Origin of the sequence: Corynebacterium ulcerans (assembly GCF_900187135.1) — a bacterium.
Lineage (GTDB): Bacteria > Actinomycetota > Actinomycetes > Mycobacteriales > Mycobacteriaceae > Corynebacterium > Corynebacterium ulcerans.
In genome coordinates, this window is sequence record NZ_LT906443.1 from 271,598 (window position 1) to 285,782 (window position 14,185).

The following is a 14,185-nucleotide window of genomic DNA, read 5'->3' on the forward strand; positions in this document are numbered from 1 at the left end:
TATTGAAGATAACGGCTTAATTTCATTGCGCTTATGCGAAAGCTTCTGGGTTTCCTAACATTAAATCATCAGTCTGATTTAGCGTTTTCTGCTCAATCGCAGGCTGTGCGCTAGCTTTTTCTTTTGAGGAAGAACCCGTAACGCTCGTAGGTTCATCCACGGGTTTGTTTGCCACCGCTTTTGCAGCTGCTACTGCGGCCTCGATTTCCGGATTGGATGAAGCTTTAAACCAATCCTCATGATCATCTTCCTCTGCCACGTCAAGGCTGCGTTGATCTACCTCGCTACTTTCATAACGGAAAACTCCGTCATCATCTTTCTTGGCTAACGCTTTAGCAAACTGTTCAAGGGAATCACCGAACTGACTCGGGATCATCCACATAGTCGATGCTTTACCCTCAGCAAGCTTAGGGAGCTTTTCCAGGTACTGGTAGGCCAAGACCTCAGGAGTCACCTGAGCTGATTTAATTGCAGCGTTAACTTTTTGGATTGCTCGTGCTTCACCTTGAGCTTCCAAATACCTTGCTGCCCTGTCTCCTTCAGCTCGCAAAATAGTAGCTTCGCGCTCGGCTTCAGCCGCCAAAATCGCCGCGTGTTTTTCACCCTCTGCAGCAAGAATTTTAGCTTGCTTCTCGCCTTCCGCAGTACGAATATCTGACTCACGGCGCCCCTCTGCAGTCAAAATCATGGCGCGCTTTTCTCGGTCAGCTTTCATCTGCATTTCCATCGACTGCTGGATCGATGGTGGCGGATCAATCGCTTTGAGCTCGACTCGGCTAATACGCAGACCCCATTTGGTCGTAGCAGCGTCTAATTCACCGCGCAGTCTACGGTTAATAACCTCGCGCGACGTTAAAGTCTCTTCCAGAGTCATACCGCCTACTACGTCGCGAAGCGTAGCTACTGAGATTTGCTCAACACCGACAATGTAGTTGTCTACTCCATAGATAGCACGAGCAGCGTCATTGATTTGGAATGTCACTACCGTATCAATGGCAACTGTCAGGTTATCTTGCGTGATCACTGCCTGAGGTGGGAAAGAAACAACCCTCTCCCTTGTATCCACTTTTGCCCGAACGCGATCGATGAAGGGAACAAGAAGACTCACACCACCAGAAACCGTCTTTGTATAGCGCCCAAGACGTTCGATGACAGCCGCCTCACCTTGAGGAATAATGACGATTGATTTTGCGATGACGAGAGCCACAAAGACCACCACCACCGCTAAAAAAATAAAAGACACTTATGATTCCTTCCAGACGACTGCTGTCGCACCGTCAATTTCTATTACTGTGACCGATTGACCCGGCTCAAAATGATGCCCCGGATCAAGACTCCGCGCAGACCATATAGATCCGTCGAATCGAATCTGTCCGCCTTCTCCCGTTATCGGTTCGAGAACCTCAGCTGCGGATCCGATGAGGGCACGCGCGGATGTATCCAATGCAACAGGCTTGTAAAGCCTCTTTTTAAGAGCTGGTTTAAGGATAAAAAGAAAGGCGATAGATGTAGCGGCAAAGGTAGTCGCTTCTACCCAAAGGGGTGCGTCTGCAAGGCCAACTGCGGCTGCAGCTAAAGCTCCAAGTCCGAGCATAAGAAAGGTCAACTCACCGGCAAGCAACTCTAAGCCAATGAGTGAGATACCTGCGATTAACCAAATCAAAGCTGCCACGCCACCATCATACTGAAAAACACTGTGCAATCGGTTGAAGATTTTAAGGACTACACAAGATCTTCTTTGCTTAACTCTGGGGTGGTCACAAAGTCAACAAGCCTTTCAACCGCACCGATGAGCGAAGAATCCACATCACGAAAAGAACTCACCGCGTTATAAACGCGATTCCATCCCTCTTTAGGATCACTCCACCCCACGCGCCGGCAAACCCCAGTTTTCCAGTCTTCTCCGTAAGGTACTCCTGGCCAGGCACGCAGCCCGAGCCGTTCAGGCTTCACTGCAGCCCAAATATCTATAAAAGGGTGCCCCGTAACCAGGACATGAGGACCAACAGATGAGGTTAGGCGCATTTCTTTAGAACCTGTGACCAAGTGATCCGCTAAAACACCAACTCGGCGTCCATGTTGTGGCTGAAATTCATCCAAACGTTCGGGAAGATTATCTAAACCTTCAAGATATTCAACAACCACTCCTTCCACGCGGAGATCATGCCCCCAGATTTTCTCCACAATTGCTGCATCGTGAATACCTTCTACCCAGATCCTTGAAGGTGCAGCTACCTTGGCTTCTACATTGTGTACGCGTCTTGACCCCGAATTAGACCTTTGTTGTGGAGCCTTAGGTACATAACGAGTCAACGAGACTCTTTGTCCATCGATCATGAACGCACCTTCGCGCATTTTGAAAATACGTTCTCTCCCGTGCCGGTCTTCAAGCCGAATGAAGTCGCCGTCATAAGTGCGTTCAAAATTAACTACAGCACCGACAAAACCATCAGCCATTACTTCTACGACGAGACCTGGCTCCGCCGGAATCTGAGGAAAAGACGGTCGCTTCTGGCGAGAATGCCCGTTAAGAATATTCCCGGAATAAGGATCAGTAAAGCTCATAGACCTAGAGTATTCGCTAAACTCGCTTCAGTTATGAACATCCGCACACATGTCTATTCACCGCTGCAAAATACAGCATTGTGGATCGCAGCATGGCTCTACGGCCATGAGTCCTATGACGACACCGAACAGGCCCTTAATGACCTCGAAGGCCCGCACCGCCTAGGAGACGGAGATATCGGGTTCTTTGAACTAGCCCAGACCCTAAGGTCAATCACCAGACCGCTATTACATACATCCTCTGGAGATCCCCTACTCAGAATCGCCCTTGATGGCCCTGGAACGCCTGTTGGTCTGCCTGCACACCATGAAGCGACAACATGGGCTCAACGTGCTGGAGGCGCAATCATTGTTCCCGGAAATTTGTCAACCCAAACCCATATCTTGGTTCCACGTTGGAAAGAGATCAATGGGTTTACTACTTGGGAATCTTTTACGACTTCCGATCCCCTGCCTGCATCTTCATACCTGACTCCAGGCGACGCCGATCGCCTGCTGACTGAAGCAACCAGAACCGCCGCTGAGCTGATCCAGTCGAGCGGTATGCGCAACTCCGAGTTAGCCAACCCGCGGCTCACCGTTGGACTACTCAACGATTTTTATGAAACTCCCGGGCTTCCCGATGCTATTGCACCTAGGGCGGCAAAGCTCATTGCACGAGCAGACCAAGTAACGGCGATTATGGAGACCGTGACCAGCGTTCTAGGTGATCATTCTTTTGATCAGCAGCTATTAAACTTGGGTAAACATATACGAGAAGCTCGAATGACAGCTGTCAGCTATGCCATTCACGAATGGGGACGTTGAGCAGGCTGACAGCACTGGGGTGCGCAAGCCGCTCCGTTAAAAGAACAACCTCTCGACGGAACCGTCCCAAGATGTTGAGCGGAATCTGGGTTGAGGGTCTCATGAACAAGCTGGACAACCATCGATGCAAATGCGCTGGTGTGCCCCACGGTTTGTGCCCTGACGATTGTGATCCCGAGCTTCTCCGCCTCAACCTGTAGCTCATTATCTAAGTCCCAAACCACTTCCATATGATCTGAGATAAAACCGATAGCGGAGACAACTACTTTGCGAATACCTTGGGAATGAAGGTCAGTAATATGATCCACGATATCCGGCTCAAGCCAAGGAATTTTTCCGTTTCCTGAAGCCGATTGCCACACCACATCATATTCTTGAACCCCGAGTCGATCAGCAACAAGACGCGATGCTTCAGCGATCTGACGTGAATAAAGATTTCCATCAGTAATTGTTCCTGAAGTTTCGTCAGCTATCAATGGGATGGAATGAGCAGTAAAAACAAGTCGTATTCCTTGTTTTCCCCCCTCTTTAGCGCTTACCCCAAAGCTCGCAAAGGCCTGCTGTACGACTTCGACTTCTTCATTGATAAAACTGGGGTGGTCAAAAAATTGGCGAACTTTTAAAAACTCCAACTGAGGAAGTCCCCTGGCGTCGAGATGCTGGTTTAACTTGACCAGGTCTTCCCCATATTGACGACAACCTGAATAGCCACCCCACGCAGACGTTGCAAACACCATAATCTTGCGATGCCCCGCCTTCGATATTTCTTCAGCAACGTCATTGGCATAGGGGTGCCAATTCCTATTACCAAAGTAGACTGGGATCGCTAAATTCTGCTTTCGCAGTTCAGCTTCAAGATTGGCCACAATCTCACGGTTAAGCCGATTAAGAGGACTTACTCCATCAAAATGATGGTAGTGAACGGCAACTTCCTCAAGCCTTTCACGTGGTATACCGCGGCCGCGTGTGACGTTTTCCAAAAAAGGTAGCACCTGTTCAGGCCCTTCTGGTCCCCCAAAAGATAGAACCAGCACAGCATCAACATCCTCTAAATTCCACACAGGTAATGAATGAAGAGCTTTTGATCGGTACACACTATCAAAGTCGGCCATGTGCAAAGCCTAACACCGTTCTAGATCACAGGAGAAATTAAGAAAGAGGAACTGCTGCGTTCCCGGACCATAAACCAACCCCAGAAGTAGAGATTGCTTTCTCAATTCCACTTCTGGGGCGTTTAAAACTGCTGTACACCTACTTAGATCAGGCGCACTGCATATGGGCTCATTCCAGACCACCGCACGGGGGAGATCCTCACTGTAGAACCTGACTGCGGGGCTTCCAGCATTGTTCCATCACCCAGGTAAATGGCAACGTGGTTTTCCGCGTTAGGACCATAGAAGATCAAGTCGCCTCGTTCCATCTCGGAAGGACTGATTTTTGTCCCTTTCTGGTACTGGTAGCCAGAATAGTGAGGGAGCGCGATACCCACACCCGCAAAAGCATAAAGTGTGAGGCCAGAGCAGTCGAAACCGACCTTATTATAGTCGCCGTAGGAGTCAGCCACTCCGCCATCGCGTATGCCTAATGTGGGGCCGCTTGCATTGCCGCCACCCCAGGCATACTCAGTTCCAATATAGGCTTGAGCGCGAGAGATAACAGTCTCAATTTTTGCAGAACGGCTAGCATTTCCAGCCGCTGCCGTCGCTTTTTTGGTGAGCGTGTCTAAGGTCTCTGGTTGCACAACATCCAGGTCCCGCAGTACGGAATCCCCGTTAGCCGCATCTACGGCCTGCGGAGACTGTACCGTGTTGAGCCCGTTGCCAGTCTGGGAGTTATTGAGCGAAGCATGATCTGGCATAGCAGCTTGGATAAGTGCCTCAGCTGCCGTCGCGGAGGCCGTGTTCGCATCCCGACGAGTTTGCTGCGCACGCTCCTGAGCGGCAGCCCGCTGCTCCGCTTCCCTTCTTGCGGCTGCAGCTTCCTCGGCAGCCTGCGCGGCTCGAGCTTCAGCTTCCTTACGAGATTTCTCTTCAGCAGCTTCCCTTGCAGCCTTCGCAGCAGCTTCCGCGGCGATCCGAGCGGCTTCTTCTTTAGCCCTCTGTGCAGCTTCGGCTTCTTGGCGAGCCTTCTCTGCCGCAGCAGCTTCTTCTTCCGCCTTTTTACGAGCGGCTTCAGCTTCCTTGTACTCTTTATATTCGTTGCGCTGGTTGTTCAGATGAGAAACATTGCCCCGCGCAGCATCAAGCTCGCGTTGAGCCTCATCTCGGTGCGCAACAAGCTCAGCACGCTTACGTAGGTTGTCTTCAAGCTTGGCACTGGAATCGTCGATAGCCTGTTGAGCTGTCGCTTTAGCACTTTCGGCAGCCTTTTCACGCTGCTCCGCAAGATTCCGAGCCTCGCGCAACCGAGATTCCTCGTTCGCCTGCTCAGTGCGGAGACGATCAAGCTTGTCGACGGCCTCCCGCTGCTTCTCCGCATTGGTACGTAGATATGTTTGCCGGTCCAGCGCGTCCTCAGATGCTGCCTTTCCAGCAACGCCTGCAACACCGCTAGGGGCCGCCCCCTTACGATACGCACTCCGAGAGATCTCATCTAATACTTTTTGAGCATTAACAATCTCCGACTGAGTCTCGTCAAGATGAGAACGTGCAACTGAAACACCCTCGCGCGCCTGCTGAGCGGAGCTCTGGGCATCGTGATAGTCCACAAGTGCTTTATTTACAGCTTCTCGCAGACCACCCATTTCCATTTCCAGGCTAGCGATCTGACTATCAGAACTAGATAAGGAAGCTGCCAGGCCAGAGACTTTGCCTTCTGCCTGACCGACCGCCCCATTAGCTTCGGCGATCTCTGAGTCAGAAGGGTTTACCGGCTCGGCATATACAGGTGTGATGCTTCCAATACATGCGGCGATAACACCCGACGCAACAATAATGCGAGCTTTCCCTAACGCATTAACTCTGGCTGTATAGCCGCGGCGTGAAGCGAAATTGGTCACGAGTTCTCCTGTCAGTCTCCAAACGCGACGGAAAAACCGCACACATCTATGTCCCAGCGCAAAACTAGGAGGAAACAGCTTTCTATTTAAACGACTCGCGAACCAACGTTGAGATCGTGACCAGCCTCTTCCTCCGCGTGCTTCCCCACATGCGTGATTTTGGCTAGGTCAAGTGTCTTGAGTCGACTCGCGAGTCAACAATTGAACCATAAAGCACTTTTTCCACTTTGTCTTCATCTTTTCCTTTAGCCTAACCCGTACTCTAAAGCCACTTCAGTCACACTTATGCACTTGACCTGCAAACTCTACAATCATGCATTCAATTTGTTATTTACATCACAAATTGACCCACTGCTGCGTGTCGGACAGGGAAGACGGGATTTTGAATGCATTCGACCAATTTCCAACTAGTCAAAAGTCAAGCCACTAACCCTGACAAGATATGGAGACATCCAGGCTAGACCCAAAAATGAACGCGTTATAAAAATCCCCACAAAACATAAACAAGCACCCCTTAAGTCAAGAAAAAGGGCTTGACTTAAGGGGTGCTTATAGCACATTTACCTCACGGAACTAACCTCGACGACGCTGTGAGATAAATGTTCCAACGATCGCCAGAAAAACAACAGCCATGGACGCGAAACCAATAGGGAGTAGCGGAATGGTTTCATGCTCTAAATCCATCGCCAGCCGAGTAACCCCCACTACATAATCTGGCTCGGAAAAAAACTGATGCTGCGCCGCTTCCAGTTCTGCCCTACTATGCCCTTTACTTACTATGGCCCCAGTATGGGGAGAGCGCACGGCCACCGTTGAGACTTCACTATCAGCGGAAAGCCTATTAAGAAGCTCCTGCGCTAGGTCCCTCAGGTCGGCCGGATGCTCAGGGGTCTGATCAACCACCGCGATAGCGAGCCCTCGCCCCTGGGTGGCGTCGATAAGCTTCTCACGCACTTCAACATTGGGAGTCTGCAAAGCTACGCCACTTGATTTAAGTTCAGCTTCATAGGCATTGACGTCGATCCCCTGCGGCAGCATCGCCCCTCCAGTGTTTCCATGATTGTTAGATAGAGCCCTAGGTGTCAAATATAACAAGGAGTCCAGGATAGCTCGGGAGTGAAAGGCACCTAACAAAATACAGACCCCACCCCTAAAGGAAATTAAACGCCTCTCCTTCTGCCTGCCCCCACCCCTGCTTGTGAATTCGCTCTGAATTAATAAAGCTCGATAACCGCCACGAGGGGGTGAAAATAACAACACACGGCCTGAAACATTGGCCAACAGAACGCTCGTACTGTTAGAATGTGCGTTAGGCGACGTCATATCCATACACCGTTTCGAGGTTCAGGAAACGGGTGACGACGACAATATGATCCGCTGCTGATACCGGCCCAAAGCACTACGCAGCAGCTGTGAACAGAAGAAACTGATCACTATTTGGAAGTGGAGCTCACCGTGACTGAAAGCAAGAACTCCTTCAACGCCAAGCAGACGCTTGAGGTTGGCAACAAGTCTTATGATTACTTCGCGCTCAATGCAGTTGAAGGAATGGAGAATCTGCCTTACTCCCTGAAGGTTCTCGGGGAGAATCTTCTCCGCACAGAAGACGGCGCAAACATCACCGCCGACCACATCAACGCCATTGCTAACTGGGATCCCAGCGCTGAGCCAAGCATCGAGATTCAGTTCACCCCCGCGCGTGTTTTGATGCAGGACTTCACCGGCGTTCCCTGTGTTGTTGACCTAGCAACCATGCGGGAAGCAGTTAAGACCCTGGGCGGCGACCCTGATGATGTCAACCCACTCAACCCTGCCGAGATGGTTATCGACCACTCAGTTATCGTTGAGGCTTTCGGCTCTCACGACGCACTGGCTAAAAACGTAGAAATTGAGTACGAACGCAACGCAGAGCGCTACCAGTTCCTACGTTGGGGTTCCAAGTCCTTCTCCAACTTCCGCGTGGTTCCTCCGGGAACAGGCATTGTTCACCAGGTAAATATCGAAAACCTCGCACGCGTTGTTTTTGACAATGAAGGCGTGGCCTACCCTGATACCTGCATCGGCACCGATTCACACACCACGATGGAAAACGGCCTCGGCATTCTCGGCTGGGGTGTCGGTGGCATCGAAGCTGAAGCAGCTATGCTTGGCCAGCCAGTCTCAATGCTCATCCCTCGTGTTGTCGGATTTAAGCTTACTGGTGAAATCCCAACGGGCGTGACCGCAACCGACGTTGTGCTTACCATCACCGAAATGCTCCGTGAGCACGGTGTGGTTCAAAAGTTCGTTGAATTCTACGGCAACGGCGTTAAGTCCGTTCCGCTTGCTAACCGCGCAACCATCGGCAACATGTCGCCAGAATTCGGCTCTACCTGTGCAATCTTCCCGATCGACGAAGAAACCGTCAAGTACCTTCGTCTTACCGGACGCCCTGAAGAGCAGATCGCTCTCGTGGAGGCATACGCCAAGGCTCAAGGCATGTGGCTTGACCAAGACGCACCAGAGGCTCAGTATTCCGAGTACTTAGAGCTAGACCTTGGTACGGTTGTTCCTTCGATCGCCGGCCCCAAGCGTCCACAGGACCGCATCCTGCTCACCGAGGCTAAAGAGCAATTCCGTAAAGATCTTCCTGATTACTGTTCAGCAGAACCTGCTGATGAGTCTCTACCCGCAAAGCGCATGGACGCCGAGGGCGCAGTACAAGAAGACGGTGACTCCAACGTTAACTACAACGCTTCCCGTTCAGGCAACGGCGAGTCTGCTGCTGCAGGCGCGGCCGGCCGTCAGTCCAACCCTGTAGTGGTGACATCTCCAAACGGCGGCGAGTACACGCTCGATCATGGCATGGTTGCTATCGCTTCCATTACATCCTGCACTAACACTTCTAACCCATCCGTCATGATTGGTGCGGGTCTGATCGCGCGTAAGGCTGCAGAAAAGGGACTCAAAGCTAAGCCATGGGTCAAGACCATTTGTGCGCCTGGTTCCCAGGTAGTCGACGGCTACTACCGCCGCGCCGATCTCTGGAAAGATCTTGAAGCTCTGGGCTTCTACCTCTCCGGCTTTGGTTGCACCACGTGTATCGGCAACTCTGGCCCGCTTCCAGAAGAGATTTCCACCGCGATCAACGAGCACGACTTGACCGCAACCGCTGTCCTGTCCGGTAACCGCAACTTCGAAGGCCGTATCTCCCCCGATGTTAAGATGAATTATCTGGCATCCCCGATCATGGTCATCGCTTATGCTATCGCGGGAACAATGGACTTTGACTTTGAGACTCAAGCGCTCGGCAAAGACCAGGACGGAAATGATGTCTTCCTCAAGGACATTTGGCCCTCTACTGAAGAGATCGAGTCCACCATCGAGTCTGCCATCTCTCGTGAGCTCTATGAAGCTGACTACGCCGATGTGTTCAAGGGTGACGAACAATGGCAGAACCTCCCCACCCCAGAAGGCAAGACTTTTGAGTGGGACGAGTCCTCTACCTACATCCGCAAGGCGCCTTACTTTGACGGCATGACGCTGGAGACCTCCCCTGTCACCGATATCAAGGGTGCCCGCGTCCTAGCCAAGCTAGGCGACTCGGTAACCACCGACCACATCTCCCCTGCGTCGTCCATCAAACCAGGAACTCCTGCTGCGCAATATCTGGACGCCAATGGCGTATCGCGCAATGACTACAACTCTTTGGGATCTCGCCGTGGTAACCACGAAGTCATGATGCGAGGCACTTTTGCCAACATCCGTCTACAGAACCAGCTGGTAGACGTCGCAGGCGGTTATACGCGCGACTTCACACAAGAGGGTGCACCTCAGGCCTTTATTTTCGACGCATGCGAAAACTACAAGGCTGCTGGCGTTCCGCTAGTTGTTCTAGGCGGAAAGGAGTACGGTACCGGTTCCTCGCGTGACTGGGCCGCAAAGGGTACCAACCTCCTCGGAGTCAAAGCTGTTATCACCGAGTCCTTCGAGCGTATTCACCGCTCTAACCTCATTGGTATGGGCGTGATTCCACTGCAGTTCCCTGAAGGCGAGTCGCATGCAAGCCTCGGCTTAGATGGCACTGAGGTCTTTGACATCGAAGGCATCGAAGAGCTGAACAACGGAGTTACTCCAAAAACCGTTCATGTAACGGCTACAAAGGATTCCGGCGATAAGGTTGAATTCGATGCAGTTGTTCGTATCGATACACCAGGTGAGGCAGATTACTACCGTAACGGCGGTATCCTGCAATTCGTGCTCCGCCAGATGATTAAGGGCTAATGTGCAGCTTTAATCATTTAGGATCATGAACTTCGAGGACTCCACTCTCCTTGAGTGGAGTCCTCGATTCTTTAGACCAGAAGGAAGGGGTCCTTCGTGCCCGTTGTAAGTAGCACCGAACTGACGTTGCGTCGCCAAGAGATCCTAGAAGGGGCTCGCAGGTGTTTCGCTGAGCACGGCTACGAGGGAGCGACCGTACGTCGTCTGGAAGAGACTATAGGAAAGTCTCGTGGCGCAATTTTTCATCATTTCAGCGACAAAGAAAATCTTTTTCTGGCGTTGGCACGGGAAGACGCCGCACGGATGGCGGAAGTTGTTGCGGAAAACGGCTTGGTTGAAGTCATGCGAGATATGCTTGATCATCCGGAGCGACACGATTGGCTGGCCACGCGGCTAGAGATCACCAAAATGCTCCGCACGGATCCAGCTTTCAGAGCTCGGTGGCAAGAGCATCAACGAGTATTAGACGAAGCGGTAGTAACTCGCCTTGAGCGAAATGCGCATTTAGGAAGAATGCGTGACGACGTCCCCATACAGGTGCTTCATACCTACCTGGAAACAGTGATGGATGGCTTTATTTCCCGCCTAGCTTCCGGTACAGCGACAGAGGATCTTGATCAAGTCCTCGACCTTGTAGAAGAAACTGTGCGTTCTCACTCAAAGCCTACGTCGTAGGGCCCCGTGCCAGACAAACCGCATCATCACGGCACAGCATTCTGTAACTCTAGACCAAGTAGTCTAGAGTTACTTCTATGGTCTCCGTTCTTTTAGTCTCTCCACGATCTGGCGAATCAGTTGCGCACGCTGAATATAACGATGTCCTTCGCGCCACGGGCCTTTCTCCCGAACAGCTCACGCAGCGAATGTTGGATACCGCCGAAGCAACCGTGGGGTCTTTGGAAGGATTTGACGGAGTAATCGTCGGTGGTAGTCCGCTCAACGTTACCAACGATTCCTATGACCAATGGCAGCTTCAGGTTCATTCAGAGCTACAGAAGCTTATCGACGCTCCCCTCCCAGTGTTTTTTATTTGTTACGGTACGGCGCTTGCTATATCCCTGACAGGTGGAACCGTCGAGCGTTCGCATCCTGAAGCATCTGGTCCTACGATCGTTCAGCTCACTGTTGAGGGGAAACAAGATAGAATCACCCGCGACCTTCCCGCAGAGTTTAGCTCGCTCACCGGACACACAGAAAGTGCTGAGAGCCTCGGACACGGGGTTACGTTATTAGCTACGGGACCCACTTGTCCGATCCAGATGGTTCGAATCAACAGCTCCACATGGGCGTGCCAGTTTCATGCAGAAATGGATGCTGCTGCGATGAAAACGCGTATGGATTTCTATTTTGACTATGGGTATTTCACCCCCGAAGATTACGATTCCATCGTTGCGATGCTCCCCTATATTGACACGACGCATTCCAACAAAGTGCTACAAAATTTTGTTGAGGTCTGCCGGAACAACCGCTAAGTAACTCTCCCCCGAAAGATCCGCTCATTCGACCTCCCGCTAAGATAGCGTCATGTTCGCCATTATTTCCGTCACCGGTGCAGACCACACTGGAATCATTGCTGCAGTCGCTACCAAATGCGCAGAGCTTGAAATCAATATTAATAATGTGTCGCAGACAATCATGGATGGCTATTTCACCATGATTCTTCACGTCTCCTTTGATGATTCTGCGACAGACATCGCCACGATTCAAGAGCACATGGCAGGAGTGGAAAAGGATCAAAATCTGGTCATCCGGATTCAGTCCCAAGCCATTTTCGATGCTATGAACACAATCTAGCTCCTGAGGAACTTCAGACACATGACTACGCTTCATTCAAGCAGCAATATCTTGGAAACAATCGAGATGATTGAAAAATATCGTCTTGATATTCGCACCGTAACTATGGGCATCAGCCTTCTAGATTGTGTCCGGGGAACAATGGAGGATACGTGCGATGCGATTTATAACAAGATCACGACCGTAGCTAAAGATCTGGTATCCGAGTGTGAAGGCATTGAACGCGAACTCGGAATCCCCATCGTCAACAAACGCATTTCCGTGACACCTGTGGCCCTCATTGCTGCAGCTGTCGATGGCAGCCCTGTAGAAATTGCGAAGGCTCTCGATCGAGCCGCAAAGGCAGTAGGAGTCAACTTTATTGGCGGCTACTCCGCATTAGTCGAAAAGGGCATGACCTCAGGGGATAAGAAGCTTATTGACTCCATCCCTGAGGCACTAACTGTTACGGATGTTGTTTGTTCTTCCGTTAACATTGGTTCTTCCCGCGCCGGCATCAACATGGATGCGGTAAGGGAAATGGGCAGGGTCATTAAAGAAGCAGCAGAACTGACTAAGGATAACAGTGCAATTGCTTGCGCTAAATTGGTCGTTTTTGCTAATGCTGTGGGCGATAACCCCTTTATGGCCGGAGCTTTCCATGGTGTGGAAGAACCCGACTGCGTGGTAAGCGTCGGTGTGTCCGGACCTGGTGTTGTGGATAGGGCGCTTGGTTCTCTTGATGGAGCTAGCCTAGATCAGGTCGCAGAAGCCATTAAAAAGGCTGCTTTTAAAATCACCCGCGCAGGACAATTAGTGGGAAATATGGCATCCGAACGCTTGGGGGTTCCTTTTGGCATCGTGGATCTCTCACTAGCACCAACCGCGGAACTAGGCGATTCTGTTGCACACATTATGGAGCACATGGGGCTTAATCAAGTAGGAACTCATGGAACAACCGCGGCTCTTGCATTGCTTAATGACGCAGTGAAAAAGGGCGGCATGATGGCCTGCTCCCGCGTGGGAGGCCTCTCCGGCTCTTTCATCCCTGTTTCAGAAGACAAGGGAATGATCGACGCAGTACGTGCTGGAAACATTTCCGTGGATAAACTCGAAGCAATGACAGCAATCTGTTCGGTGGGCCTAGACATGATTGCTATTCCTGGAGCTACCTCGGCAGAGCTGATTTCTGGCATGATCGCCGACGAAGCTGCAATCGGCGTCATGAACCATAAGACCACAGCCGTCCGCGTAATCCCTGTTCCTGGTACTCACCCTGGCGATGAGGTTAACTTTGGCGGCCTCCTGGGATACGCCCCCGTTATCCCCGTATCCACCGTTGATAATTCTGCCTTTATCCAGCGCGGTGGTTTCATCCCCGCTCCGGTACATGGTTTTAGGAACTAATCTTTTCTTCCAGCTTTATAGTGTGCTGAGCAGTTATTGATGGATAACTGCTCAGCACACTACTTTTTTATTCCGAAAGCCAAAAAAGCTGGTGCGCCCAGTCCTCCTATAAACGTAACTGGTAGCCACAGCCACTTAGATCCAATTATTTTTTGAGATGGAAGATGATAGAGAAAATGCCATGCAGCAGCCTTGCCTATCACGTCCGCAACTAAGACAGAAATAACGATTTTTCGTTCAGTAGAGTTTAGAGTGAACCACTTTTTCATTTTTCTTTCCGTTCCATCGTGGCTATTGCTGACTAAGAAACATCCTGTTGTATTTGATACTACGGGGTTTCTTTAGCTACCAACAGAGATTTACCTACAAAAC

Annotated in this window: 13 protein-coding genes; 6 read left to right on the forward strand and 7 right to left on the reverse strand. The window is 51.1% G+C overall.

All coding sequences use genetic code 11. From position 1 onward, the window contains the following. Positions 1–31: 31 nt before the first annotated feature. From CKV68_RS01185 to CKV68_RS01195, 3 genes are read right to left on the reverse strand one after another with little or no spacing between them, the layout of a single operon-like run. Positions 32–1,243, reverse strand: coding sequence for an SPFH domain-containing protein (locus tag CKV68_RS01185; RefSeq protein ID WP_013911505.1), 1,212 nt, complete (start codon positions 1,241–1,243; stop codon positions 32–34). Next, positions 1,244–1,672: an NfeD family protein gene (locus tag CKV68_RS01190; protein ID WP_014836385.1), complete on the reverse strand. Its 429-nt coding sequence runs from the start codon at positions 1,670–1,672 to the stop codon at positions 1,244–1,246. Positions 1,673–1,722: 50 nt separating this feature from the next. Further along, positions 1,723–2,565, reverse strand: a complete 843-nt coding sequence (locus CKV68_RS01195) for a DUF3097 domain-containing protein (RefSeq protein ID WP_095075443.1) — start codon at positions 2,563–2,565, stop codon at positions 1,723–1,725. A 33-nt stretch (positions 2,566–2,598) separates the two neighbouring features. Between CKV68_RS01195 and CKV68_RS01200 the strand changes: the two genes are divergently transcribed. Next, positions 2,599–3,372, forward strand: a complete 774-nt coding sequence (locus CKV68_RS01200) for a hypothetical protein (RefSeq protein ID WP_095075444.1) — start codon at positions 2,599–2,601, stop codon at positions 3,370–3,372. Here the strand turns inward: CKV68_RS01200 and CKV68_RS01205 are convergent. From CKV68_RS01205 to CKV68_RS01215, 3 genes are all read right to left on the reverse strand, one after another. Further along, positions 3,354–4,484, reverse strand: a complete 1,131-nt coding sequence (locus CKV68_RS01205) for a ferrochelatase (RefSeq protein ID WP_095075445.1) — start codon at positions 4,482–4,484, stop codon at positions 3,354–3,356. The two genes, CKV68_RS01200 and CKV68_RS01205, sit on opposite strands and share 19 nt — an antisense overlap. A gap of 143 nt (positions 4,485–4,627) precedes the next feature. Then, a complete protein-coding gene (locus CKV68_RS01210; RefSeq protein WP_095075446.1) occupies positions 4,628–6,370 on the reverse strand; it encodes a DIP1281 family NlpC/P60 protein in 1,743 nt (580 codons plus the stop codon). Positions 6,371–6,943: 573 nt separating this feature from the next. Then, positions 6,944–7,408: an Rv1476 family membrane protein gene (locus tag CKV68_RS01215; protein WP_095075447.1), complete on the reverse strand. Its 465-nt coding sequence runs from the start codon at positions 7,406–7,408 to the stop codon at positions 6,944–6,946. Positions 7,409–7,825: 417 nt separating this feature from the next. On the opposite strand from CKV68_RS01215, the gene can reads away from it, so the two are divergent. The 5 genes from can (at position 7,826) to CKV68_RS01240 (ending at position 13,813) form a co-directional block, all read left to right on the forward strand. Next, positions 7,826–10,633, forward strand: a complete 2,808-nt coding sequence (gene can, locus CKV68_RS01220) for an aconitate hydratase (RefSeq protein WP_014525779.1) — start codon at positions 7,826–7,828, stop codon at positions 10,631–10,633. A gap of 96 nt (positions 10,634–10,729) precedes the next feature. Then, entirely contained in the window at positions 10,730–11,308 is a 579-nt protein-coding gene (locus CKV68_RS01225; RefSeq protein WP_013911513.1) for a TetR/AcrR family transcriptional regulator, read from the forward strand. 77 nt (positions 11,309–11,385) lie between these two features. Then, positions 11,386–12,105, forward strand: a complete 720-nt coding sequence (locus CKV68_RS01230; RefSeq protein ID WP_013911514.1) for a glutamine amidotransferase — start codon at positions 11,386–11,388, stop codon at positions 12,103–12,105. A gap of 52 nt (positions 12,106–12,157) precedes the next feature. Continuing rightward, on the forward strand, positions 12,158–12,427 hold the full coding sequence (locus CKV68_RS01235) for an ACT domain-containing protein (protein WP_013241939.1): 270 nt from the start codon (positions 12,158–12,160) through the stop codon (positions 12,425–12,427). A gap of 21 nt (positions 12,428–12,448) precedes the next feature. Beyond that, positions 12,449–13,813: a PFL family protein gene (locus CKV68_RS01240; protein WP_095075448.1), complete on the forward strand. Its 1,365-nt coding sequence runs from the start codon at positions 12,449–12,451 to the stop codon at positions 13,811–13,813. Between the two features lie 59 nt (positions 13,814–13,872). Here the strand turns inward: CKV68_RS01240 and CKV68_RS11470 are convergent, their stop codons facing one another. Continuing rightward, entirely contained in the window at positions 13,873–14,082 is a 210-nt protein-coding gene (locus CKV68_RS11470) for a hypothetical protein (protein WP_014836393.1), read from the reverse strand. Positions 14,083–14,185: the final 103 nt, after the last annotated feature.